This window comes from Paraburkholderia caledonica NBRC 102488 (genome assembly GCF_000685095.1).
Lineage (GTDB): Bacteria > Pseudomonadota > Gammaproteobacteria > Burkholderiales > Burkholderiaceae > Paraburkholderia > Paraburkholderia caledonica.
The window spans coordinates 398157-423924 of the sequence record NZ_BAYE01000003.1 but is presented as its reverse complement, the minus strand read 5'-3'; the positions used below and the strand labels follow the sequence as shown (position 1 = coordinate 423924).

Annotated in this window: 21 protein-coding genes; 7 read left to right on the top strand and 14 right to left on the bottom strand. The window is 55.0% G+C overall.

What is annotated here, in order from left to right; translation table 11 throughout:
- Positions 1-36 precede the first annotated feature (36 nt).
- On the bottom strand, positions 37-1080 hold the full coding sequence (locus BCA01S_RS08980) for a hypothetical protein (RefSeq protein ID WP_027776620.1): 1044 nt from the start codon (positions 1078-1080) through the stop codon (positions 37-39).
- Positions 1077-2426 (bottom strand): MFS transporter, encoded by a 1350-nt coding sequence (locus BCA01S_RS08975; RefSeq protein WP_027776619.1) that lies wholly within the window; start codon positions 2424-2426, stop codon positions 1077-1079. The genes BCA01S_RS08980 and BCA01S_RS08975 overlap by 4 nt, the downstream gene beginning before the upstream one ends.
- 111 nt (positions 2427-2537) lie before the next feature.
- Between BCA01S_RS08975 and BCA01S_RS08970 the strand changes: the two genes are divergently transcribed.
- On the top strand, positions 2538-3446 hold the full coding sequence (locus tag BCA01S_RS08970) for a LysR family transcriptional regulator (RefSeq protein WP_027776618.1): 909 nt from the start codon (positions 2538-2540) through the stop codon (positions 3444-3446).
- Between the two features lie 470 nt (positions 3447-3916).
- A complete protein-coding gene (locus BCA01S_RS08965; protein ID WP_084166828.1) occupies positions 3917-4987 on the top strand; it encodes a RelA/SpoT domain-containing protein in 1071 nt (356 codons plus the stop codon).
- A gap of 716 nt (positions 4988-5703) precedes the next feature.
- Here the strand turns inward: BCA01S_RS08965 and BCA01S_RS08955 are convergent.
- A complete protein-coding gene (locus BCA01S_RS08955) occupies positions 5704-7689 on the bottom strand; it encodes an AIPR family protein (RefSeq protein ID WP_027776615.1) in 1986 nt (661 codons plus the stop codon).
- 453 nt (positions 7690-8142) lie between these two features.
- Between BCA01S_RS08955 and BCA01S_RS34700 the strand changes: the two genes are divergently transcribed.
- Both BCA01S_RS34700 and BCA01S_RS08945 read left to right on the top strand, forming a co-directional pair.
- A complete protein-coding gene (locus BCA01S_RS34700; protein ID WP_063831972.1) occupies positions 8143-8598 on the top strand; it encodes a hypothetical protein in 456 nt (151 codons plus the stop codon).
- On the top strand, positions 8595-8795 hold the full coding sequence (locus tag BCA01S_RS08945) for a hypothetical protein (protein ID WP_027776614.1): 201 nt from the start codon (positions 8595-8597) through the stop codon (positions 8793-8795). The genes BCA01S_RS34700 and BCA01S_RS08945 overlap by 4 nt, the downstream gene beginning before the upstream one ends.
- 107 nt (positions 8796-8902) lie before the next feature.
- On the opposite strand, the gene BCA01S_RS08940 is transcribed toward BCA01S_RS08945, so the two are convergent.
- Complete coding sequence (locus BCA01S_RS08940) at positions 8903-9607, bottom strand: endonuclease NucS domain-containing protein (RefSeq protein ID WP_027776613.1); 705 nt, start codon at positions 9605-9607, stop codon at positions 8903-8905.
- 625 nt (positions 9608-10232) lie between these two features.
- On the opposite strand from BCA01S_RS08940, the gene BCA01S_RS08935 reads away from it, so the two are divergent.
- Positions 10233-10973 carry a hypothetical protein gene (locus BCA01S_RS08935; protein ID WP_027776612.1) on the top strand — a complete coding sequence of 247 codons (741 nt, stop codon included), beginning with the start codon at positions 10233-10235 and terminating at the stop codon, positions 10971-10973.
- Positions 10974-11861: 888 nt separating this feature from the next.
- Here BCA01S_RS08935 and BCA01S_RS34690 read toward each other — a convergent pair.
- The 9 genes from BCA01S_RS34690 to BCA01S_RS37930 all read right to left on the bottom strand — a co-directional run bounded on the left by BCA01S_RS34690 (position 11862) and on the right by BCA01S_RS37930 (position 20726).
- The gene (locus BCA01S_RS34690) at positions 11862-14099 is read right to left on the bottom strand and encodes an nSTAND3 domain-containing NTPase (RefSeq protein ID WP_052369441.1); all 2238 of its coding nucleotides are present in this window, start codon (positions 14097-14099) and stop codon (positions 11862-11864) included.
- Between the two features lie 187 nt (positions 14100-14286).
- Positions 14287-14619, bottom strand: coding sequence for a hypothetical protein (locus BCA01S_RS08920; RefSeq protein ID WP_027776611.1), 333 nt, complete (start codon positions 14617-14619; stop codon positions 14287-14289).
- 77 nt (positions 14620-14696) lie between these two features.
- Positions 14697-14846 (bottom strand): helix-turn-helix domain-containing protein, encoded by a 150-nt coding sequence (locus BCA01S_RS39000; protein ID WP_255218470.1) that lies wholly within the window; start codon positions 14844-14846, stop codon positions 14697-14699.
- A 762-nt stretch (positions 14847-15608) separates the two neighbouring features.
- Positions 15609-15899 (bottom strand): hypothetical protein, encoded by a 291-nt coding sequence (locus tag BCA01S_RS08905; protein WP_027776609.1) that lies wholly within the window; start codon positions 15897-15899, stop codon positions 15609-15611.
- Positions 15900-16158: 259 nt separating this feature from the next.
- A complete protein-coding gene (locus BCA01S_RS34685; protein ID WP_042318265.1) occupies positions 16159-17247 on the bottom strand; it encodes a phage baseplate assembly protein in 1089 nt (362 codons plus the stop codon).
- Positions 17244-17984, bottom strand: coding sequence for a hypothetical protein (locus BCA01S_RS08895; RefSeq protein WP_156955040.1), 741 nt, complete (start codon positions 17982-17984; stop codon positions 17244-17246). Before BCA01S_RS08895 ends, BCA01S_RS34685 begins: the two co-directional genes overlap by 4 nt.
- 500 nt (positions 17985-18484) lie before the next feature.
- Entirely contained in the window at positions 18485-19180 is a 696-nt protein-coding gene (locus BCA01S_RS08890) for a hypothetical protein (protein ID WP_027776607.1), read from the bottom strand.
- 105 nt (positions 19181-19285) lie between these two features.
- Positions 19286-19486, bottom strand: a complete 201-nt coding sequence (locus BCA01S_RS37935) for a ribbon-helix-helix protein, CopG family (RefSeq protein ID WP_027776606.1) — start codon at positions 19484-19486, stop codon at positions 19286-19288.
- 841 nt (positions 19487-20327) lie between these two features.
- The gene (locus BCA01S_RS37930) at positions 20328-20726 is read right to left on the bottom strand and encodes a hypothetical protein (protein ID WP_156955039.1); all 399 of its coding nucleotides are present in this window, start codon (positions 20724-20726) and stop codon (positions 20328-20330) included.
- Positions 20727-21059: 333 nt separating this feature from the next.
- Between BCA01S_RS37930 and BCA01S_RS38700 the strand changes: the two genes are divergently transcribed.
- Positions 21060-22070, top strand: coding sequence for a DUF6896 domain-containing protein (locus BCA01S_RS38700; protein ID WP_174447022.1), 1011 nt, complete (start codon positions 21060-21062; stop codon positions 22068-22070).
- Positions 22071-22871: 801 nt separating this feature from the next.
- On the opposite strand, the gene BCA01S_RS37925 is transcribed toward BCA01S_RS38700, so the two are convergent.
- Complete coding sequence (locus BCA01S_RS37925; protein WP_156955038.1) at positions 22872-24119, bottom strand: DUF4427 domain-containing protein; 1248 nt, start codon at positions 24117-24119, stop codon at positions 22872-22874.
- 715 nt (positions 24120-24834) lie between these two features.
- Between BCA01S_RS37925 and BCA01S_RS08855 the strand changes: the two genes are divergently transcribed.
- Complete coding sequence (locus BCA01S_RS08855; protein ID WP_027776603.1) at positions 24835-25533, top strand: GIY-YIG nuclease family protein; 699 nt, start codon at positions 24835-24837, stop codon at positions 25531-25533.
- The last annotated feature ends 235 nt before the right edge of the window (positions 25534-25768 follow it).

Here is a 25768-nt window from a genome sequence, read left to right as displayed (position 1 = left end):
TGGTTATGTTGTTGCTATGCGTCCGCGCCGTTGTCGCTATTCGAGCGCGCGGCCCTCGTGCACGACGCCGGTGTCGATAAGCCGTGCAGTTGTGCCGAAGAGCGCCTGCACACCTGCCTGCGACACGAACATCGCGTCACCGCTGTGCGCCGCGCCCGCCACCTCGACCAGTTGATGACGCAACTGCGGATGCCGTCTGCGCAGATACGCGAAATAGGCGCGGCCCCTTGCGAGTCGATGCGGGCCCTGCAGCATGGCTTCGCATGAGCGGTCGAGAGCCGGATGCGCCGGATCGTTGTCGTGCGTGCCGAGCAGATAAGTGACGTCGCGATCGACATAACGGTATTCGAGCTGTTGGACATCCAGTCCCTTCGCATAGCGCGGCAACCCTTCCGTGCCGTACTTCCATGCATTGAACCCGGTGCAAGCGGCGCGTGCGTCTGCGCTCGATCCGTCTGCACAGTGCGGACGCCACGCGTCGAAGTACACATACGACGACGGATTCGCAATGACATAACGCACGCTCACACCCGCCGCCCTGCAACGTGCGGCGGCGTCGCTGAGTATCGCGTGCCGATGCGCGACCTGTGCCCCGCCGGAGTGCCCGGCAACGACGATCTCCCGCACGTTCGGGCAAGCGCCATCACGCTCGTAGTGTTCGATCAGCGCGTCGAGTACGTCGAAAGAACTTAGCGGCGCCGGCCCGATCGCATCGAGACCGCCCATCCACGAGGTCCACTCCCAGTGCAGACAGTCGGCCGGCAACGAATGATGCTGGACATCGGCCGTCGCTAGAAACTGCGGTACGGCGAGGATCACGCTATCGGGCTCGACGGTCGAAGACGCCAGCGCACACTGCGTGGATTGCAGATACGCATCCGCATCGCGAAGTCTTCCGTGCAGCATCACGACCACGCGAGTCGCTTGAGTGGGCCGCGTACTGCCGCCCTTGAAAAGCGGCACGGCCGCCTCACCGCGCGCGTTCGATACGATCAACCGTTCGCTGGCTATCACCTGCACAGGCACTTCGTTGCGTGGCCGTGCATCGCTGTCCATTACAACATTCATCGCGCCGCTCATTGACCGTCGTCCAGCCAGAGATCGGGCTTGCGAACCAGGCGCCGCCCGGAGGCCGTCAGTCCAACAAGCAGCAGCGAAATGACGCCTGCGCAGATCAGATACCACGCCGGGACCAACCGCGAGCCGGTGAAGTCGATCAACGTCGAAACCGTGAGGGGCGCAAGACCGCCGAACAGCGTGACCGCCACGTTGTACGAAAGCGCAACGCCTGTCGAGCGAGTCGAGGTCGGAAAGAGCTGCGTGAGCATGCCGGGGTGCGCACCGGACATGAGGCTAAGCACGATAGTCGCAATCATTTGCGCCGTGAACACACGTTCAGCGGACGGCGCCGCGAGCACCCATGCAAAGAGCGGATAGGCAACGCACACCCACGCTATCGTGACCGGGAAAAACAAACGATACGCGCCGAAACGGTCGGCAAGACGCCCCGCCAGCGGATAGCCGACAATTCCGATCAGGCCCGACATGGCCGTTCCGAACAACGCATTTTTCAGCGGCAAATGCAGCTGGTGCTCGACATACAGCGGCATGTACGAATGCCACAGGTAGTTCGTTGCGGCCCCAACGATGATGACGCCCATCGCGCACAGCGCCGCATCGCCCCGCTCGCGAATGAACGTGCGAAGCGACTGACGCGGTGCGTGTCCGAGCCGCTCGCGCAGCTGAAGAAACTCTGGCGACTCACCCACTTTGTGCCGGATGTAAAAACCCACCGGACCGACGAGCGCGCCGACCAGGAACGGCACGCGCCAGCCCCACGACACGAGCGATTCGTGCGAGAGCCGCGTGGTGAGGAGCAACGCGCAGAGCGACGAGAGCAGGAGCGCGACGGCCTGCGACGTCATTTGAAAACTGCCGAAGAACATCTTGCGCCGAGGCGGCGCATATTCCGTGAGCATCGCGGCTGCGGTGGCGAACTCTCCGCCCACCGACAGTCCCTGCAGAATGCGCGCGACAATCACAATGAGCGGCGCAGCAATGCCGAGAGTCGCGTAGCCGGGTGTCACGCCCATCATCAGCGTACTCAGCGCCATTAGAAGAATGAGCAGCGACAGCGTCTTGCGGCGTCCGTAACGATCGGCGCACGCGCCGATAACAATGCCGCCGAGCGGCCGCACCAGGAAGCCGATTGCAAACGTGGCGAGCGTCAATGTGATCGACACAAAGCTGTTGTTCGCGGGAAAGAACACCTGTGCAATGACCTTGGCGAAATACCCGTAGATCAGAAAGTCGAACCACTCAAGGCCATTGCCGATGACTGAAGCAAGCACCGCGCGGCGCATCTGTGAACGGCTCAGAGGTGGCGCGGCCGCAGCGGGCGTGACCGCTTGCATGACGGTTTGCATGTGTCTCCTTTGTTTTCGGCTGCCTGCGAATAGAGAGTACGTGCGGAAGTCACCAATGTAAAATACATATGAGACGCGGTTGCCATATCCGTCACATATAGCAGGCTAGCCATGGAACTAAGACATTTGCGCTACTTCCTCGCGGTCGCCGAAGAAGGCCAGTTCACGCGCGCCGCCGCCCGGCTGCACATTCAGCAACCTCCGTTGTCGCAGCAGATTCAGGAACTCGAGCAGGAATTGGGCTTCGCGCTTTTCGTGCGACAGCCGCGCGGCGTCGCGTTGACGGCGGCGGGTGAGACGTTCGCAGCGCGCGCCCGCTCCCTGCTGCTCGAACTGGACAATGCGGTCGTTCAGGCACGCCGCGTTGCGCAAGGGCACATTGGCACCGTGCGCGTTGCGCTCACGAGTTCGGCTGCGTTCCACCCTCTGACGCCCACCGCCATCCGCAATTTCCGTGATCTGTACCCCGAGGTCGCCATCGAGATGACGGAGGTCAACGCGGCCGACATTATCGAAATGATGATAGAAGATCGTGCGGATGCGGCGATCCTGCGCAAGCCGGTTCACACACCCGCCGGTCTTCGGTTCGAACTGTTGGCCGAAGAACGAATGTTGCTGGTGCTGCCTGTCGGACATCGGCTCATAAGCAGCCGCGCAATAGCGCTCCAGAAGCTTGCCAACGAGTCGTTTATTTTCGTGCGTCGGCCTGGCGCCCCCGGTATGTACGCGGACTTTATTAGCGCCTGTCAGTCAAAGGGTTTTGAACTGCACGTGGTGGACGAAGTGCCGCGCATGGTAACGGCCATCAACCTTGTGGCAGCGGGCGGCGGTATTTCGCTCGTTCCCGCGTCGATGCATCGCTACCACCAGGAAAGCGTGCGCTACTGCCGCGTGGCGGGCGACCACGCTTTTCGCGCACCACTGCACCTCGTCACGCGTGATGACTCGCAAAGCCCGGCGGCTTCGCACTTTCGCCAGGCGCTGCTCGCTTTCGTGCATCAGCATCCGAGCCGCGAGTGAGTGTTGGGCTGGCGCAGAGTGGGCGGAGGTGCGGCCAGTGCCGCCTTTTTATGCGGCGTCCAGCCCTGTATAACAACCTGTTCGGTGCCGGCTGGAGCCGTCCGTGCTGTGGAGCGAACGTGGAGATAACATGGGCTCACAAAGAAAAAGGCCTTATGGACATGTATCCATAAGGCCTTGATTTTTTGGTCGGGGCGAGAGGATTTGAACCTCAAGGACACCCAATAAAATCAATGACTTACAAGATCACTGTGCTACCGGCGACAGGGGTTAGTGTAACAGTTGACGCCCACACAATGCGAAGGTTTCCGCGTATTGAGCGGTGGTTCTTGAACGGTCTGTCAGTCGTACTCAGGTCCACTATAGGGTAGAAAAACCAAGAGCAAGTCCGCGATTCAACGCGAAATGACGGGCTATGGAACACGAAATTTCGCGTATGATACTTCGCATACATGTGATCTCATTTTGCCATGTCTTATCCATTACCTCCCGAAAACAAATCGGCAGTAAGAAGAGCCGGTAAAGCAATATCAGACGGAACGGCGTCGCAAGCGGACTTTGACCTTGTCGACCGGTGGCGTGCTTCACACGGCTACGTTATCAACACGTTTCAGATTTGGATCAAGCGCCATATTGCGCGACAGGGCTACAACGTAGAGTTCGCCCAGCGTCTAAAACGTCGCAACACCGTTGTGGATAAGCTTGGTCGGCACGATGCGGACGGTCGATTTCTAATTGCTGACGTCTCAGCAATGCACGACTTCGCCGGCTGTCGGATGATTTTCGACAATATCGAAGAGTTGAATGATTTTCGCAACTATATTCACTCACCGGCGGTAATGAAGAATGTTAAACATGAACTCAGGTATCCGCCGGAAAAATACGATTACATAGAACACCCAAAGGCTACCGGCTATCGCGGCATTCACGATGTTTATCGCCATTTTCCCCGTGGCAGTGAGCGCGGAGAGGGGAAAAAGCCTTGGGATAACCTTCTGGTTGAAATTCAGTACCGAACACGCGCACAACATGCGTGGGCCACCGCAGTCGAGATTTCGGACTTTGTCGACGGCGAGCGGACAAAATTCGAACTGAATGCAACTAAGCGCGGTCGATTCTTTGCAATCGCCAGCGAAATAATTGCGAGAAACCACGAACACATCGAGAGAGTGTTTTTGGACTCTTCCGTTCAAGACTTGCAGAAGGAATTACAAAAACTCGAAAATGAGCTAGGCATCCTCCAAAGGCTGTCCGCATTGAAGACGTTCGAAGACGAGGACCGGTTGCAGCAGCACAACGTATTGAATATCACACGAACAGCCGATGGCGAGTTGACACTCGCGGTTTTGCCGTTCCGACAAGCTGCCGACGCGATCGCCATGGCGACCGAACTTGAGTCGTCCGGCTCTAGCCTAAACGCCGTGTATGTGCGTGCCGACAATCCTGCTCAGTTGCGCTCGGCCTATAGAAATTACTTTAATGACCCTATCGACTTCGTGAAGATCATCCGACAGGAAGGCGATGTAGAAGAGCGCGTGTAGCGTTTAGGTGCATTTTGACCCGGCAGTATTCGATTGCATGAAGGGGCGAGCGGGCGTGCGCAACAGAGCAGGAATAACCGTCACTCGTTCATCACGCGCGACTTCCCCGTTCGGCCAAACGTACGGCGTGGTGCCTTCCCGGCAATGCTCCACAACGTGCCAAGGTTCAATCTCGTAGCCGAAGCGTCGATAATCGCGACCTCGCTTTGGGGATCAGGCCAATCAAACTCGTGTTCGCCGTCAAGAGCGGAAAGGGCTCGCTGCACGTCGGCCACAAGCATGTCGACCGACTCCATGCTGTCCAAATTTTGGGTAGACGGGCGGCGGCTTCCGGGATGGTCTCCCCGTCGTCGGTTAGAAGGGTGTCAACCGGGCGTGGAATGTCTACCGGTGCGTCAACTTTGTCCGTGCGCTTGTCAACCGGGAGGCCGTCCCGGAGGTGTTGCTTAAGTAGGGCATTCGAGGCGTCTACGTCGACCTTTGAATCTTTGAAAACCAATAGCCCACGGGCTTTCCACTTATAAACCGCTTGCCGTGAAATGCCGTGCAGCTTGGCGAAATCGCTTAGGGAAACTAATTGCATGGTGTGAACTGACAACCAAATTTGAAATTTTTTTATCTAGCGGAAGGTCGGGCGCGCGCAATGCCCACGCTTTCGAGAGGGGGCGGAGGACCCGCCGACCGGCCTCCGTCGGCGCGCTACCTAGCGATGTAAGTCATACCGCCTTAGTTCCTGCCAAGCGCTCGTGATCTCTTGCTATTTCCTTGCCATCCCTGTCGTAGACGATTCCATCAATTTGTTCGTTGAAAACCCCTGTAGCGATAAGTTCTCGAATTGCCGCTTGTACTCTCGCTGTCGGAAGGCCAAGCGTTCGAGCTACTTGGGTGTGTGTCGCAGGCTTCCAAGGTTGCGCGGGAAGTGCATCGGCAACCATTTTCAATACATCGACACTTACACGAGCGGGGATTCTGGTTACCGGCTTGCGGTTCGGCAAATGGCGCTTACCTGCCGCGTAATTCCCAGTGATCGGAAAAACGCTCGTCACTGCACCGCACGCATCGTGGACAGCCGAACCGCTCAATCGAGGTGACTTTTTACATAGATGCGCAATCGCTTCATAGCAACGCTGCATCGTCGACGTGGTATTCGCGTTGAGCACCAAATTGGACAATTGAACAACCGTGAATTCAAAGGTACCAAGGGACGCAGCAGCGCAGGTATAGGCTAGGACAGAGCGCCACTTTCTAACAATCGTTCCTCGTCCTGCCGCCCGGGCAGGGCTATTTTTTGTCAGAAGCCATTCAGCCTCTTTCATGAGCGAGACGACCACGGGCCAGACTTGTATTGGAAAATGTCGAGAGAATACGATGTCGTAAGCCTCCTGCTCACGGGTGTGCTTCGCCTTGTACCCAGCGGCCGCCTCGGGATTCTTTAACAGCAGCGCAATGGACGCGGCGGCCAAAAAATTTGGAGTAACAATTCGGGCTGGCGCTCGACCCGCATTCTTAAAGTAATTAGTCCGTCTCTCATAAAACCATTCTTTTGCTTCTAGAACAGTCTCAATGTCTCGCTGAATCGGATCGGTAGCGTGCAGGGCAGCCACTTCTACTGCACTTTGACTATTCGTCGCCCGGATAATTCTGTCCCTAATCTGCGCATCAGTTGATACGATTACTTTAATCAAAATCGGCTTCTCTTCGTTCTCCTTTCGTCGGCCGCGAATAAAATGCTTAAATAAAGTTTCCGTGGTCTGCAATCCATTTACAATCTGAATATCCCGCACATTCAAATATTTTCCCGTAGCAGCCGCATTGGTTGCCAACATAGTGACTCCATTATTTAGCCACCAAAAACTAGGTGAATTTTCATCAGCCAGCGTCAATTCAATCCCAGTGTTTATGTTATTGGAATTTAAATAGTCTCGCACGTTTGAGTCGAAAAGATAGCGCCGCAATTCTAGATTTTCGTCAGCAACAAAGCGCGCGTAGTCCCCCAAGCGCGCGAGAACAATGTAGCCGTCCTGTGCAGCTAGGTGTTCAATGAACGGAAGGCTTAATGTTAGGGCTCGGACCCTACGTTGCAACTCGACAAGTTCGGCCGCTCCCAAAAACTGGAAGTCCGCCACCACCCCACTGAATAAGTCCTGGAATAGCGCTTTGAGTTGATTGCCGCGCGCGGCTATTGTATCCCCGAGTTTCTGCGAATCGCCCCGAGAGGCATATATCATTTTTACCCGAATCTGTGGATTCGTGATAGCCAGTTTCTTGAAGGCGGTTGCAAAACAGTCTCTTGCCGCCAACACCTCGACAGAGTACTTTCCACGCAGATCGGAGGGCGCTTTACCTAAATCAAAGAGTTCCTGAGAGGACGCAAGTAGTGCATCCATTGTCACCTGCTGAAACGTGTCGTGGTGTTTGCAGGAAACAATAAATAAATCAATCTCGGCACTCGACCTCGGCCAGACATGGCTCGAAGGATCGGTGACCAAGTGGCCATTTACGAATGTGTAAAAGCCATCAATCCCGCCGTCGAGCGCCCCGTCAACCCACCCAATGTCGATTTGTTCATCGGTTAGGTCGTAGTTCATCAGGACTTGCCCCAAAACGAAATGTTCGAACACTTCGCCGCGGTCATTGTTGTTCTCCACCGCGCAGCGTTGGTCAAGTATCGTGTCCAAGACAATCAGGTCGTTCTTTGCCATTCCCGCCCCGTTTCCGTTGACTATATTGAATTGGGTAAAGCTATACCATTTAGCGATGGCTTTGACAAATGGGTAGCGAGTCGGTCCAAACTAAACGTCAATCGCCGTAGGCGAAATGTTAGAAACGATGAAGTAATCTGCGATTCCACGTCAGCAAAGGTAGCCCTCGCGAGAATGGAACGACCGGTCACCACTACCTGTATACCTACCATCGCTTCGTGCAAGGCTTCGAATGCCTCCTGCTCGCCCTCGAACTATCCGGGTCGCCTCAACGCCCGTTCTGGCTGCACAAGCTGGCTCCGTGCGTGCGCGATGTGTCCCCGGATGACTTCCTCAAAACACCTCGTCCAAATTGCGCTTACTCATGCAAAGCGCATCAACTTCGGTGTATCCGTTATTTCGTGGTATTTGTCAGTTAAAATCAGTGCCCTCTAGTTGAATACAGAGCGCATTATGGCCATTACTTGCGGCGACTTCGGCAAGGCATTTACAACGAACATGAGCGCACTGGGTCTGCCCGCGCCAAGTAGCCTATTTGGAAGCATTCAGGCGGCGGCGTCGAATATTGCGACGATGCTCAGCGCGTTAAAGAGCCTCGGACCCGGCGCGACGGTCGGCGAGTTGATCGGCGCGACTACGGCGCTCGAAGCACTATCGGTAGTCGGCGCATTGTCGGCATCGTTCTATGTGGGCGCATGCATCGGGTCGCTTATCGTCGCTGCAAATACCGCCCTTAAATGCACGACCTCTACCGCCGCGAGCACAGCCCGAACGGCAGCGGGCCGGTTGGGCGTGGTGATCCCCGATACGATGCTGGCGTTCATTCAACGCCACCCGGAAGTTATGATCGAAACGCCCACACGCCGTAACTATGGATTCCTAGCCAGCCGCCAAACGGTGGCCGCATGACCTGGCTACTGGACAAGTCCGCGCTTCTGCTGGCCGCTGTGGCATGCGCCGGTGCCGCGTGGGGGCTCATTCACTACAGCGGTGAATGGTTTTATCTGCTGCTGTTCGTGCTGGCCTTCGGTGGCCTATTCGCAGACAACCAGCGACTGCGTAACCGCCTCAAGGAAATGGGCGCTGACCCAAGTCGTCGTCGTTAGCCGAAGTACTGCAAGTTGCGGCAGCCGGGCTGTCTGTCGTTGGTTCCCTGCCGAGCACTGACGGTGATGCGGCAATGTCACTCGTCACGGGAACCCGCCTCGCGATGTCAGTCATCAACGCCGATTGAGCTGAATGCAAACTGAACGCGATATCGTATCAACGCAAGCTCTTTTACCGCTTCTGCTGCATAACGTACAGCCTCAGGGAAATCGCTGGCAATCAACATTCCTCGTGGTGGCTTGCCGTCCTGGCGTGCGTACCAACCGAGGTATCGAGCGATTTGGCCAACGGCGGAGTCTCTTGCTTCACCGACTTTCAACTCGATGACCACACGCCGCCCGCCTGCGTCTTGTGCAAGTATGTCGACCCGGCCGACGTCGATGACCGCCTGACGCTCTACGAAACGCAGTCCCTTCTCCAGCGTTTCTAGATTACGAATCAAATGTTCTTCCACGTCCCGTTCGAGACTGATCGACGTTTCAATCAGTTGCTCCACGGCATAGTCATCGTCTTGCTCTCCGGTGGCCGGGGAACCATCAACGACTGGTGCCCAGACATTCGGTCCGTGTTTGTCCTCGTCGTATATGTGAAACCTCCCATCGTCGGCCCGGTACAGGAATTTTTCGGCCGACTTGTGGTGCAGATATGCTTTAGCCTGGTTAACAGCACAACCGTAAAGGTGAGCGGTCAACGTGCCGGGTGTCCATCTGTCAGGGTAGGCGCTGCTAATATGATCTCTGATCTCACGGGACGTAAGGCCAGAAGGCGATGCTTGAACGAAGTGCCGAATAGCGCTGGCCATGGTTGTCATAGTAGGTCCTAAATATCTTTTGCTTTGAACCACAAGCGATCTTCACCGTGCGGGGCGAGGATACCACCGATTCCGCAAAGGTCACTTGGTACGACGCGAGGCGGAATCATCCTAGCCGTTCCGAATATCGCCTCTATTTTCAAGAAAATAAGGTCATGTCGCGAGCCCACGCCGGCAACAACATCCTGATTGGCTTTGACCGGTCCGGCCAATTGCGCTGCGTGCTGATTCCTAGTGGCGCAGACTGCTACCGGAAAAATGCGACGGCGTGGGAGTCCGTGGAAGACGCAAATTTTTAGCCTTGGAAATTACGGCGTGCAGGCCTCGGCTTCAGAAGGCGGACAAGACCGTGCGAAAGCCACACCTAAGCTTTGTGAAAAGAGCATGCCCCGATGGTCGGCAATGCAAATACCTCGCAGAAATATCACCGAGTGTCGTTCTAAGTTGAAATACACGATCTGCCAAATTTTTCCATTACACAAAGCAACGTCACAAAAGCAACAAATGTTTTTTTGAAAATTTTAAACGCCTTTTGGGGACAAAGACCATTCAACTGCGCAGGAAATCGCGAGGGCTACGCGGCAGCGGCTAAAATAACCTGCATCGACTTATAACTTCGAATCCCATGAGAATAAAAATCCTTGGCCCGATAACTCCTGCGCGGCTCACCGAAGCCTTGGAAAGCGCGGCCTTAGAATTCACCTCACGCGTAGGAGATGGTTTCGAAGGCTTCTTTGGAGCCAACCTGTATCTTCAGGCGTTCGCCAACGGCGGCCAGCAGATTGAAATCCAAGTGAACGGCAAGGAGAAGATGCTTACGTTGTCCCTTCCCGCCGGCGAAGCGTTACGCCCCGCGCAGAGCGAAGAAGTAAAGATCAAGCAGACAGCCGCGCGTGACGCATCAAAAGCAAAGCAACGCGCACGGGAAGAGGCCGACAAACAGTGGGAAGCAGAGCGGCGACAGCGGCTAGAAAAGTGGAAAGCAGCCGAAGAGGAACAGGAGCGCAGGGAAACGCAGTTTGCGCGTCTCGTCGCCGCTTACGGGCAAGAGCTGATTGCTCGTTGTAACGATGCCATCCGCGACGCGTGGGCCGAGTTTTCGCCTATTTGGCCTAGCGGGCCGAAGAAAGGGCGTCCCCGGGAAATGCCGCGCGTTGAACTGAACGACAGTGTCACGTCGCTCGTCACCGGTTCCAATAAGCCGATAAGGATCAAGACGCCACTGTCACGCAGAGCACATCTCGGCACGTTGGAACCGCACTGGAAACATTCCGCGTGGGCCGACGGCGCGATACCCAAGCTCAAAGCGCTTATGGAGAGCTACGAGCGCCAAAATTCCGACGGCGCGGACCCCCCTTTGCTCTAGCGTTCCTTTTCGGTTCATCCCGAAGCAATCTTCTCCGTTTGATATCTTCTTCGCTCATCTTGAATGTGTCCGGGTCGGCCGCAATGCCCGCCTTGATTGCGGCCTCCTTCTCTGGCCCGTTCAGCCAATAGCGCGCCCAGACGGTGGGATGCGCGTCAAGGGCTCCGGAAGTGGCTCGTCGCTCTGGATGAGTTCGGCCACAGTTTCCGCAACCAGATTCCGGATACCCTCCAATGCGGCTTCCGGAGTTTTCTCAAGCCACGACAGACTTGAAAACTCTGCGCACACACGAACGTGCTCCGAGTCCTCGTCAGACCAGATAACGCTAAATGTGTATTTGCGCATCGCGTTTTCCTCGGGATGGATGTAAGCATTCCAGGCCTGCGGTACGTCGCATTAAATGCTCGTCCGGGCTAGCGATTACAACAAGCTTGGGATAATCGTTACCCGCTCGTCGGGCATCGTCGTGCCGTCCGGCCACATATGCGGCACGGTAAGTTCGCGGCGGCGTCCCCCATGTACTCAGCGGGTAACACGTCGGATGATTTTGTTACCTGTTCAGTATTTCTGGCCGACGGGCAATACCGTGCAGCCTCGTGGTGTCAATTAAGCATCAACCAAGGTAACTCAATGTCAACGGATTTGTCACCTTCACAAGTTGCTGTAAGCCATACTCTGCGGGGGTTCCGCGAGTAAAGCGTAAACCTTTTTGTTACCTGTTACCCAAATTTGAAAATTTCATAGCTAGACGAAGGTCGGGCGCGCGCAATGCCCACGCTTCCGAGAGGGGGCGGAGGACCCGCAGTTTTATGGAGGCCTAAGGAAGTCCAGCGATCTTGCCGTGAGCAGGCGCATACCCCAGCGTCGACGGGAAGAGTACGAGTACCGTTACCCGCGGTCGAATAGGTCATCGACTTCGTCCGGACCGGACGGCCGCACGTGATGATATTCCCGCTCATCCCCATCATAGGAATTCTCTTGATAGCTCTCCAATTGCCCACCGACGTCAATAGACCGTACGATAAGTCCCGCGTCACTTCGGTTTATTTCGAGGCCAAGCTCATCAAATTTTTGCATAACCATATCCACGAGTTTTTCCTCCGCGCGGTCATCTTCGCCTGGGGCTAAACCAGCGAATGCATCCGTGATCTCTATAAATTCCCCCAAGCTATCGGATGCTATAGCGATAACACGTTCGTTAAGAACTTCTAGCAAATTGTCGTGAGCCGGGTGCTTGCTCAGCAGTGTTAATATGGCTAATGTCTCAGTAATATCATCATCATTAAGCACATCCTCGATATTTCTGAATATGAAATCAACTGCGGCGTCGGAAGTTATCCAATCAAGTTCCAACGCGCATTTGACCACAAAGAGCAAGTATGAAGAATCACTGACGCTCCCCGCTCGGACCAAGAATTTTACGGCTTCGGGAATGAGGTCAATTTTTTGATACGGTGGAATTAGTTGAAAACACAAGAGAGCAATATAGGCGATTTCGTAATTCTCCAGTCCCTCGGTTGTTGCTTCCGATAAAGCGGAAATGCATATCGATCGAACAAGTTTTTCATCAAGAAACTGTGCATTTTTCAAGTTGGTCAGCGTCGAAACACAGTTTTGCGACCGCATGCAAATTACCGCGTCGCGGAGCATCGCAACATCATTTGCATACCGGCGAAGGACATAATCACCAATTGATGGATTGAAAAGGTTATAGGAGACATCGGACCCGCCTGAAAACACGCGATTCAAAAATGACCCGGTTAAAAACCTAAGATGGCCAGACAAATCATGTGCTCCCCGAAGCGTTTGATTGCCAGGCCTGCCCAGTAGGCGGTGATATGCGATCGAAAGCGCCCTTTCACTATAGCTCTTACCTTCTAGTACGACTAGTAGCACAATCGTACGCTGCGCATGGTCAAGTTGCACATTGAAAGGATGCTCCCAAATCCGCGCCGGGTCCGTTAAAGAGCGGAGAATGTACGGCCAATACTCTTCGACCTTTTCGGACTCGCGGCGGGCAGGATCGGTTATATAATTGATTATTCGAGGGTTGAAGTTTTTATGCTCAATCACTGCCCTATATCGCTTATCAGTGTAAAAAACCTCGCGAAATTCTTCCGACAGACCGGAATGCCAGATATGGTTGTAAAGAATCCTAGCCTTATCGATTAATTTTAACGCATCGATACGTAGCTCAAACTCATTATTATGTAATTTTTCGTGCTCGAACGCATCGATCAAAAATTTTCCTTGATTCAATATCGTACTTCGCGACGTAAGCACAAACTTTTTATTTTTAGTGCCTGCGATTCTTCTGATAAACGCGCCAATATGCGCGCCTTCGTGGCCACGCAGCGCCTCAAGATAGTTTCTTCCTAGAAAATCGTCGAAGTAAAATATCTGCTTCGCCTCTTTTGAGAATACTGACTCACCCTCTGAAATGTCCTCCGCAATGTTAATAAACTGAAATTCATTGCTAACATAGTGCAGACACAAATGCTCTGCCAACGTCGTTTTTCCTACGCCGGGGTCGCCCGAAATGATAATAACCCCAAGGTTTTCCAGTACCTTGATAGCCTGCTCATGCTTCTCCGTAATCGCGTATCTTGCTGACTTTTGGATAATTTCGTCAAGCGAAAACTCACTTCGCCCCATAATTCCGCTTTGAGCAATAAAGCTGAGAACACTCGCACTGTGAAGCCATAACTTATAGCTATTTCTTTCGCATTCAGGAAATTTCCCAAGCAAATAGTTTAAGTCTTCTTTTGCAAAAATATCATCATCACGACCAATGTAAGGTGATAGCGCGATTCTAATTTTTGCTTTTTCGGATCTGGAAATCGGATTTGATATAGCTAATAAGTATTTGCGTGGCTTAAGCTTGTCGAGTTTCGGTTTTTCCTCCTTTTCCAAGTAATTCAACAGCTTAGAAAAGGGGCTATTCGCCCAGTGTTTGCACTGAAGAACCACCTCGTTTCCGTCGCTTTCAAAATATCTTCCATCTACGCCAGAATCCTTCCCCGGCTTAAATCGCTCGAATCTCTCCCCGAACTCGCTACCGATTAAGTCCGCGCAAAGAACCTCAAATTCTTTGTCGTTAAGTGTTTTGAAGTCATAGTCCGGCATGGCACTGTCTCGCTAGTTTCGGTAAGAGTCAATGTGAGAGGAATTATGCTTAAGTTGAGGTGCAGAGGCCGCGCAATCCAGCGGGGGCTTCCTCAAATCGAATACGCCATAAGTCGCGCAATGCGCTACTAACGTTACCACGACCCATAACAGCGTGGACGCGGTCCTGCGGCAAGTCTCGACTGGCCTAGAGGTTGGCATCGGCCAAGGTGGCGTGTCCAAGGATGAGACGTCCGGTCACCGCCACCTCTATCCCCACCATCGCCTCGTGCAAGGCGTCGAACGCCTCTTGCTCCACCTCGAACCATCCGGGCCGCCCCAACGCCCCTTCTAGCTGTGCAAGCTGACTTCGGGCGTGAGCGACATGCTCGCGGATGCAGTCCGCAAAGTACGCTTCCGGGCCACCCCGCTCTGGGTTGATATCTTCTGGCAACGTCGGCCAGTCCGTTTCCGGATCAAGCATCGTCCACACTGCCTCGTCGTAATGCGTATCAGTGTTCCGTTCGGTATTCATTTTCATACGTAATCCTAATCTTTATCTTTGCTTGTACCGGCATTCGGTTTCTGTGAAGTAGGAGAAACGGACTCGAGGACCGGTCAACCAGGTGCGCGAATTCCGTGAAGGTCGAGCTTTGCGCGTAGGGTGGGCCGAGCGACGCCAAGCCACTCCGCTGCACGGGATTGGTTATGCCCGACCATCATCATGGTCCACTGCAGTGCGGCTCTCTCCGCCTCCTCCAGGACCATGGCGTGGACGTCAGTCGGCTCGATGCCGTGTAGGGCTTGTTCGTACAGATCGAGGCTATACGCCACTGCTTCGGCTATGTGGCCTACCGCCGCCTGCGTTTTACATCGTGTGCGCATGGGTTTTTGATTGTATAAAAAGTTTCCAACGAAGGGACTTTCTGCTTTCCACCCCCCGGCAAAGCCTTGCTGGATAGGGCTTCAGATCATGTTGGCATTTAGGGGAAAATCAAAAAAATCGTTACAAATCAATGTGCCGCCTTAGAGGACTTACTAGTATGGAAAATCGCCTAGTGCGGCAACGGTGAGCGGCGCGCGGCTGCTGCGGATACTCTCGGCCAGTTCGTGCACTGCCGCCCTCTGCCGTGCGCGACGCGCACGGCCAAGCTCCCGTATGTGCGGCTGAAGAATCGCCCTTTCGATCTCGTCGGCAAGCATCGCCGGCAAATCGTTGTTTCGTCGCCATCGTTCACGCCTGCCAGCTACCTCGATCATTAGCTGTATCTCTCTGTCCGTGATGATTTCGCCCGGCCTGCAATCTGCCTTCTCGCGGCCAACGAAGCTCGCGGACTGCTGTACACAACATGGAAACTGCTCTGTCGCTGCGCGGCAGGCATCACCTAAAGATTGCCGTAAGAACGCTGCTTTTGCTCTCAGTCGTTTATCCGCATCTAGGGGATAGCCGCTAGGGCTTTCGGGGCGATGTGTTTTGGTCCGTTCCCCCGGCCTACGACGGTTAGCCATGGAGGTCCGCTCGCTTCGTCATCAAGCCTCCGAGTCATTCGCGGCGTTGTTGCCGAAATCATCACCCGTAAGCACAGGCTTACTCAAGGCTTCTTGCATACGCCGGAGAACTCGCAGGCCTGCTTGCTCGTCCGCGTCAGTGGGGTCCCACGTGACGACAGCCGGAGTCCCCGAATACCCGCTCGGCACGTCATTGCGGTAATACACCTCGTGGATTGCGCGCCATGTCTCTCCGTCGGCTGTGAATTCCACTACGCGATAGTTCCAGCTACCTTCCAGGCCGTCTTGCTTGTCGTCTTCCTTACTGTTCATGGTTGCTCCGTTTGTCTGCTACATTGATTTCTGGAGATAGTTCGAATCCATTTTGTGCGAAAGATATGGAATCCGCCACACGCCTGACAAAAGCGCCGTCCAAGTCCTAGACGAAGGAACACCCGACGATCCGCGTCCCCTCGTTCGATTCTGGCTTGACGCCGATGAGATCGCACGGTTGAAGCGCATCCCCGATTGGGAGAACAAGGTACGCGACGGCTTCTCAGCATGGGTCCGTTCTGGAAAGGGCCTATGACGGTTAGGCCGCCACATGGTTGTCGATGAATCCGTAATCCAACTGTGCCGGCTGTACAGAGAACGCGGACGGGTCCATAAGCACTAACTCTGCGGTAGTCCCTTCCTGATTCGTCGTGTACGTGACCTCGCCAATCGTCCACTTCAACGGTTGCTTGTTGGTGTCCGCCAACTTCAGACTAGGCAGGTATACCGGGGCGAGCCTATTGGGCGTCCATAGATTCGCGTCCGAATCAAGCCAGCTATCTACCCGCACACGGGCCACCTTCGCACGACCGTTACGCCGGTTCATCTCCCAAGCCACACGCTTAGCCAAGAGGTCTTTGTACCCCTGCACGGCCTCTGCAAGCACGAACTTTTTCCGGTTGCGGTTCACTGTCGCGTCTTTGACAACGGCGTACGAGTTCGGCGGGTCGAAGCCGTCCCCAATGCGATTAATTGCGTTAAGCCATCCGGTGTACGTTTGGTAACGCCGGTCCATCGAGTATTCAACCGAGGCGGCCATTACGTTTTTCCCCTCAAAGAGGCCGGACGAATGTTCCTCCGTGCCCACTTCGGACAGGATCAAATTTCCGTCCACGCCGTCGTACGCCAGAAGCCCGCTGAACTTGCACACGCGGTCGATAATCTCGAACGCGGTTTCACCTAACATGATGTTGAACTGCGGAACGAGCGTGAGAACCTCGACGTTACACGTTACGGAAATGCCGTACGCACTCGCAAGGTTCGACGCGATCACGTCCGCAGTGGTGGAACTCATTTGGCTCGTTTCCCACTCTGCGGAGCAGTCCACGAGGTCTTGACACTTGCCCCGTCCGGTAATCCGGATTGAGTGCCCGTCCGGGCCGTATGAGGGGATGTATTTATCGACGTAACCGGTTAGGACGAGGTAATCACCAATGGTAATCATGCAATCGTCGCCGGGGGTCACGACTACCTCTTGTGCCTCGCTTGGGTACAGTTCGGTTAGCCCTAGTTCGAAGTCGCTAGGTAGCCGCTCAATGCCGCGTGTAATGCGAACTCCCGTCCACCCGGCAATCTCTTGATTATTCAAAATCAGCTTTACCGTGGTGTCGGTAACTGAAGTACTCATGCGGCCTCCATTGTTTGGTTTTCCAGCACCGCGGCGAACCGTTCGAGCGTTGCGACGATCACTTGACCGGCCGACTCACGGGACTCTTCGGTGTCACCGAAACCGCATGCTTCAGGCAGTTTGATAACCGGCGCGGCGCCGACGCGGGCCAACCGCAGCACGTTTGCTGCATCGGCCGCCGCCCTAGCGAGGGCCACAGCGTTAGCAGACGCTGCTATCAATTCGCCCGCCGGCTCAATTACAGGCGCGGCATGCGGTATGAGCCAAGGTTGCTTTACAGGCGCATGGAAGCTGCCCGCCGGCGGTTCCCGGAGCAGGTAATTCGGGGACTCGCACCCTTCCGGCAAGACGTCGATAGCGGGTTCGCCGCGTACAGCACGGGCCGCTAGGTACAACAGCCGCGAAGCCTTGTAGATCGACAGCCATTGCCGAACGTCGGCCTCCGCTTCGGCCTCTTGCGCTCGGTCGCGGCCGCGCTTCTTCGCGGTAAGACGGTCGAGCGTTTCTGTAGCCCGCCGGCCGTTGCCGAATGCCGTGACAGCGATTTGCAACGCGCGCCCGTGCTTGCCTTGAACGGCATCCACGAGGACGGTTACATGGGCGTCTATATCGGCAGGCTTGCCCCGGAACCCCGGATGCCCGCTCCCCAGCAGACGCGCAATCAGTTCGCGTCGAAGAACTTCCGCCGTTTTCCTTCCCCGCCGCAAAGCGGGAAAATGCCACAGGGCGATGCGCATGCGCTCCGCGTCAAAACACAGTGATGCAGCGCTCATGAGAACTCCCTGCCTGTGTCACGACGCGAAATGCGCGCCCCCCGGAAAGATGCGGGCGACGGAGCCGGCTCTGGGAGGGCGTCCAGGGTTGCTATTGCCTCGCGCCTAGACATGCTTGTGGAGAAAGCAAGCGTACGGGCTACAACCGGATTGCGGACGCCCCCGGCCGATCCAAGGATTGCAGCGCACCGTGCGCGCTCGCGGTCGCGTGCTTTGCTTTCCGCAGTAGCGCCGAGCAACTCGGCCTCGTCGTCCTCTTGCGGAACATCATCCATCGGAAGCAATCTAGCCGGACTCACCGGCTTCGTAGTGGGTGTGCGTTGATTACCCGTTGGGCGCGACGCAGGCGCTCTGGCTTCCGTCTTCGGAACCACGACAGCAGACGCAACCGGCGAGCGGCGGCTCGGCACCCCGGCGAGCGATCGGATGTTGGAAAACATCAATCTGAAGTTCATACCCGCTCCTTAACCTCGCATCGCCGCTACCGGGCGCGGGTCGAATCTCGGCGCAGCCAACAATCGCTGCCCCTCGCGCAGGGGCTCCAACGTCGGATTCATCGCTGCGACCGCCGCTGCGACCGCGCCTGTCTCGTCAACCGTCAGAAGGTCGCGCGAAGTATGGCGAATATCGGGGACGCACACACGGTCGAACCAGTCGGTGTTCATCCTGTATCCCGCTGCGTCCACCAGGATGCGGTACTGTGCGGTAAGTGATGCAAGGTTCGCGGCGCACTCTAGGAGCGGACCAGCAATCGTATCCCGACAGGCATTGAAATATGTCGACAGTTGCGAACGCTGCTCACGCTTTGCGCTTTCAAGTGCTTCGTTTGCTTCCTCGCCGCGTTCGTTGAGGTGCGGAATTCGGGAACGCAACCGGCTAAGGACCTCGCGTTGCTCGGCCGCCTCGCTCGACAGTTGCTCGATTTCTGCATCAATGGCGGACTTATCGCCCCGCGTTAGATCACGGTCTGTTTCCTTACGGTCCAGCCGTCTTTCGATCTCCGCCAGATTCGTTTCGGCCTGTGCGATCTTCGCCGGCCACTCTGCAACGGTCTTCTTCACATGCTCGACCGTATCTGCTGCGGCCTGTAGGGCGGCGATTGCGCTCGCAAGCTCCGGTTGCGGTGCTGGGTAAATGATGGTTGGTTTTTTCGCTGCCAAAATATGTATTCCTAAATAAATCGATTAGAGATTAAAACGAAGATCGAATCAAATCATCGGCTTGCCCACGTCGATCAACGGACGGACTGCCTGTTTCTTTGCCTGCTAGGTTTGTTGCTGCTGTGCCGCTGCCAAGTATCGGGACACCGCGCGCCGGATAAGCTCCGACACGTCCAAATCTTCTTCTACGGCCTGATGGCGAATCGCCTTCTGCATTTCCGGCCGAACCTTGAAAGTAATAACACGTACAACGCCGTCATAGGTCACGGCACTTCGCCGGGAGGTGATCCCGCTGGGTGAACCCATAGCATTCCCTCGCTGGTAATACTGCTGGTCAAACGAAATGGACCGGATGCCACACTATCGCGGCGTTGCCGATCCAAACGCAAAGACACAAGAACAGCAGCACTGCTCCGCTTTTCATGCCGATTCCTCGTTTCATTAGCGGGGCAGCGTCGCCATAATCCGCCGAACGAACATCACGAATTCCTCCGGTTGCATCTCGGCTCGCGCTCGCGCAATCAAGTCCTCGCGTCTGCATCGCGGCGACGCGGTAGCGCGCATCGCATTACGGTCCCTTGTCGTCCGGAGGCGGCTCGTCTTAGTATCTCCGTACCCCGGAGACTGCATCTGGGCCGCCCGAATCTTTTGTACTGGCTTCGTTGCCGACGGGGGCAGCCTTCCCGCTTCCGTTCTCGCAAATGGTGTCCTATGGTCGATCAATATTTCCTCCTGGTTGAATAAAGAGACTCACGAATCCCCTTATTAAACCTTTCGGTTTCCCCTCCGGTCACGAGCCTTCGGGTCCATCGACACTTGCAGAACCATCGGTGCGGACCCATGAGGTCAACAGAGCGTTGGGTGACTAGGAGTCCCTAGCTGCCGACTTCCATCATCAAGATCGAATCCTTTTATCTCCGGTCGCCATGCCGAAGAGGCTTTGCTTGCTACGGGACGAATATTAACTGTGTTTTGTATCACAGTAAATACATTGAAAGTAGTGGTAAACCCTTATTTATGGTCTGGCGACCCCAAAGCATGAGACCATTTAATTTTCGTGTTATAGGTCACCGAAATGACTCGCACTAATGATGCCTCTCCGCCACCCCGCCCGCGAGGGCGGCCAAAGGGAGTCGAGACGCGCGTGCTACATGTCCGTATTCCCGTGGACTTGCACGAACAACTTGAAATCATCGCGTTTGCGACTAAACGAACTACGTCGGACGCGATCCGGAATATGCTTGACGGGTACGTACAGCAACATGGGGAAGTAATTCAGGCAGTGTCGAAGATACGCGATGCCGGTCAGCACCTGTTGACCCAGAGGGAAGCGGAAGAATTCAAGCGTGCCCAAGTGGAGCACGAGGAGGAACGGGACGAGACGTTGGGCGGCGACGAGGACCACCCAGACGATTAAAGCCGGGACAACAAACTTATGCGTCGATAGCTCGACCAGGCGCGAGAGGAAGCCGCAGCCGAGCGAAATTGCAGCCAACCTCTCACAAACTGCACAGAAATGGCCGGAGCGCCCGCCCTTTAAGGACATTCGATTCCGGCCCTGGGCATGCCTTCCGCCTTGCACATCTCTAACCGTTAGTGCTCGCTTCGAAAGCGGACGATTTTGGCGTCTATCCACGTCGGAAGTTACTCATATCGAAGCGGAGGAAGGGAAAGGACTTCGGTGGGGATTGCATGAGCGCCACTTCGATGCACAATAGAGTGTGGTCACTGGACCGTGATTAGACGCCTGACAGTCCGACCCGTGTCGCGTCGTGAAGCAAAAGCTGAGACCGTGCCACATAGCCTAGAGGACGACGGCAGTACAGCGGGTAAAATCACGCACAAACGGATCTAGTGCGAGGCCCGATTGCAGACAGGATTGCCCAAACTTATTGCCGACTACCACGCGAGTGTTCGCTCCGCAGTAGCTCTTATGTATCGCTCTGGGATTGATCTCCCCTATTGCAGATCGGATTGGATCGACGCTCGCATCGACCTCGACTGCACGCTCGACTGTGGTATTCGATTTCTGAAGCACGGTGCTGGATGTGCGGTGTTCCTACCGACCGGTGCAGTGGATTTCGACTTTGGCCAACAAGGCGAGATCGACGGTATTGATCTTTGGAAACTTCTCTGCTTCGCAAGAGGCGAGCTGTCAAGCTACGGTTTCACGGAGCTATCCTTCCGAGAGGAGTTCTCAAAAGCAGTGCAATCAGGCGAGCTGGTCCTCTCGGCTGACAACTTGCACTACGTCGCAAATGAACCGCGCTCTCTCGCGGTTGATATCGACAGTACTATGCCGGGTGATAAGCTGCCAAGCCGAAACCTAGATCGGGTTTTAGACCTGTATGCCCACCAGTATCTCGCTGCAGAATTGATGCGAAAGAATTACGACCGACTTTATGACCGATGGCGGAAACGCCGCTCGTTACCCTCCAAAGACACAATCGACCTCAGGATATATCTCTTATCCTGGCTAGGTTTCCTTCGTGCGACGTGCGAGGGATTTGAGGCGCTTCGCATGCGAGTCTTGCTATCGGAACATCGGCCCGAAGAGTTTACTGAGTTGATTCCGGATGCTAACGCGATCGGGAAGGCAATGAAACGACACTCTGATTTGCTGCGGCAGGTACGAAACAACGTCTTCCATCTTCGTTCAGACGTTGACGTCGTTCGGCGCTTCTTCGCTGAGGGTGCTGACCGACTAGGTTGGGCGAGGGAATTGCTCCGTGCGTTCGCGGACTTTTTTTCTACTTACCGTGTTTTGTGCGAAGTCCACTACATGGCGAATGGTCGTTACGGGGAGCTGACGCGGGGTCGAAAGCGGGTCAACCGGGCGAGCGCGGTTGGACGCCATAAGCAGTCATCGGTCGGGGGAGCTGATAGATAAGTTGTCACCCCATTCTGCCGTACTGGCTCTTGGCGGCACAACAGCAACGGACACTCACCCGTTTTGAGGGGCCGAATTCGCGACTCATGAATGTAGTTACCGGTTGCCATTAGAGAACGAACGGATTGATCACACACGGTCGTCCGCGCGGGAGGTAACGAGGCGCCTGAACGCCTTTCCTAACGTACTTGCCGCACCGTCTTGCGATCCATACCACGCCGGGCGACAGTGGCCGCTCAGTCTGTGCCGACGCAGTTCCAAAACGTCATCACATCTCCCAGATAAATGATCGACATCCCCGTTGACGCGGTGAACGGAGCTATCGTCGGTGATCAGCCTATGAGGCGCGGCTCCGGCGCGCATGTCATCCTTGAACCGACTGATGGTTCTTAGTGCGCGTGTATGGGCCACTTATCCGACAGTGATACCCGCCTCGGAAACCGCGTAAGCATTTCTCTTTGGCGCGACGAGCGCGGCCTGTCGACAGTCTCATAGTGGCCGATCAGTGCTTCACGCGATCTGCTCGCCTGAGCCGAGTCGCGTCCGTCTGCGGCCGGCCAAACGCGACCCAATTCAGCCCTTCGATCTAGCACTACATCACTGACCGCTTCCAATGATTAACGGTCGGTAAGAGCGATCGTGTTGGCCGACACGTAACCGTCCATTCCAGATAGTCACGCTCGCTCACGCAGATGGATTACGAGTTTAGGAGCAACAACAGGGCAACGCCCACGGCCCACGTCAACCGAACCGGCAATGGAAATACCTCGCCGACATAACTCGCTCACGGCAGAAACCCAATTATCCAACCCAAGAACAATTATAGTAACTTTTATTATCGATATGGTCGCCATTGTAGAATGGAATTGCATTTACATCTGTCGAGTTAAGGACGGAATGATATCCACATTCTAGATTAAATTCTTCTTTAACACTTTCCGCCAATGCTTCAGTCATACTTTCGCGCTGTCGAAGATTCCACGAATGCGAGAATTGAACGAGGTTCACGAGATATTTTCCTGAATCGGATACAATAACGGATCCCTCGTTAATCAAAGCCCGTGTTAGCGGCGCGGCGTTGTCTAGCAGCCATAGCCAGCATCCTCCGGACTCGCCATCAACCGGCTCTTGTGCGTTAGTGGCAATTGTACCTACTAAATCAGAAAATCGCCGACTAAGGTCATTGAGCGAATTTTTGCCGTGGTTGAAATGCGGCTCCAGATCAACTGCCGCGCTGGCGATCGCAGCAGAAATTTGCGCCGGACTTTGTAGGTGCGAAAGAGGAGGAAGCGTGTCAGCTGCGAGTACAAATGCGAATCTGCTGCGATCAATATTGCCTCGGTCCACAAGAGTAAGTATGTCATTGACTACCCACATCGCCTGCTCTTGGGTTTTCACGAGCACGCCCATTCCGGAAATGTCGTGGGAATAGAAATCCAGTCCTGGAATGTCACTCCAATCGGAGACCACGCCGAACTCGCGCAATTCCCTTTCAACTTCAATATAATTTCCGCGAAACGGCCATCGCCACTCGCGTTCATGCGTCCAATCGGTGCGGTGACTATAAGTCACATATCGATGTTGTTCAGCTTCCGGGAGCACAGCGGGATCGATGATCCTTGGACCGCCAGCCGTGTTCAAAGGAAGTCGTACATTTTTCTGGCTGAGACCATAAATAACAGGATTTGCATTGATCCGATGCATTGCTTCTTTGGGAAATACCAACGCGAACGAACTCATCGCTTCACCGCGTACAGCCCGCTCGTGTCCGGCCTCAAGGAACGCAGCTATTGGCATGTCAGTAAAGCATATTGCCGGGTCCGGTCCATAGATAGTCCGCGCCCCGTTTCTGAATGACCAAGTGGCCCATAGACGGCCATTGCGTAAGGCGCATCGAAGCATAAATAGCGCTGAATATCGGACGTCCTCAAAAATGTTCCCCCACCCCATGTGCTCGGGAAATGAAATAGAACTTTCTCCGGACAAATCAATATCTCTAAAAAAATGAATTAACCATCCAGACAAATCAAATCGAATATTGTTTTTCATCTAAATTTCACGAATTTTTAAATATTTGGCCACTGCTTATTCACTACGCCAATCAACATACGTTGACGCTTGATATCCCCGCAGTACTGCCGCGTGGAACATCACTGGGATTTTAGCAAGACATATTCCGATCGACCTAGCGAGCACGGGCTGGACGTTTTATTGTCTAGGAATTACATAGGATAGGTTTCGGGGCGGTCGTTGATGTAACACCGATACCAACTTACTGGGAAGGCTGGCCAGCGTCAACGCGGGCACTAGACTCGACACAGCCTTTTTATAGACGGAATAACCGGTAAGGCCGACGAACTGACGGGCATCGGCTCGTGCCTAACGGCGGCTTACTGAAATAGAGCCGATCTTCGAGTGTCCTTCTGCTCGCTTCACGTGAATGGCAGATGTTGGCCGAATCCGATCCGACACGTCCGGTTCTGTTGCCCCTCAAAGGGCGTTCGACCTTCTGGATACCGGCGCAATTTCAGGAGTACGAATGGCGACGCCGTCCAGGTGAGCGGCACTGGCAAGGCCATCACCAACGACGGCTCCATTCTAGCCGCTAGTGACGCGGCTGTCAGAGTTTAGAATCGAGATTCGCAGCATTTGCCGACCAACACTAGCGCGCTTACCGGCACGGCCCGCCTGAAAAACTCCGGGGCGATCGGTGCCTTGGCGAACAGCGGGCAGATCACGTCTCTCGCGTAGCACAAGGAGTGAAATGGCTAAATCCAGATCGTGGACTGAACAGGAAGAGACATTGCTGTGGCAAATGTGGCAGCCGCCGCACAACCATTCCACGAAGTTCATCAGTGACACCCTTGAGCGCACCCCTACCGCTATCCTGTCGCGGCTGGCCAAGCCAAAGTGGAATCCCGGGCTCGGTTCCGACTACATGGTCCTGCTTCACGAAGATAATCTCCGAAGAGAACGAGACGGTGATACGGCCTTGAACCCAAAACTGCCATCGTGGGAACCGGGTAAACTTGAGACTTCAACTGGGCTCGTAGGTACTCGGGAGCGGGACCACTTCAAGACTGTTTATCTCCTGGTCAATCCCCTCAACCGAATACCGTTCTACATCGGAATCACGAATGACCCGGCAAGTCGACTGGCGAAGCATCATTCGAGTTACACGAACCTTGAGCGGCGCGCGATACTGACTGCCATCGCAAATGCTGGGGAGTCAGTTCAACTTGTCGAGATTGACTATCGGCAGAACGCGGAAGAGGGCGAGGCCGCGGAACTGAAATGGATCGATTCATTCTTGCGTCGCGGCTTCCTGCTCGTTAACCGGGAGGCCCCTGCGGCCGTTCGTGAGGAAGCGGTGCGCGTCCATGTGTCTGCCTGCGATAAGCCCGTGCAGAACGCATGTAGCTGTGCAGCGAATGTTGACGATGCAGGCGTCAGTGTCGAATGACCGCTTGGGGTCGCTTGGGTGAGGTCGTCAACGGCTTCTTACCGGCACTCCAGTTCGCCAATCGAAATTCGCTGACTGACTGTTTCGGAGAAAGGCGTCTGACCGGTGTGGCCCGGCTACCGGCGGTTGGCAGGGCCAATGCCATCCACGAGATGTCGACTACCGACGAACCTCTGAATCTTGATGGCACGGGACGGCAGCACCGTCCGGGTAACCCCAAATAACGTCGACCAAA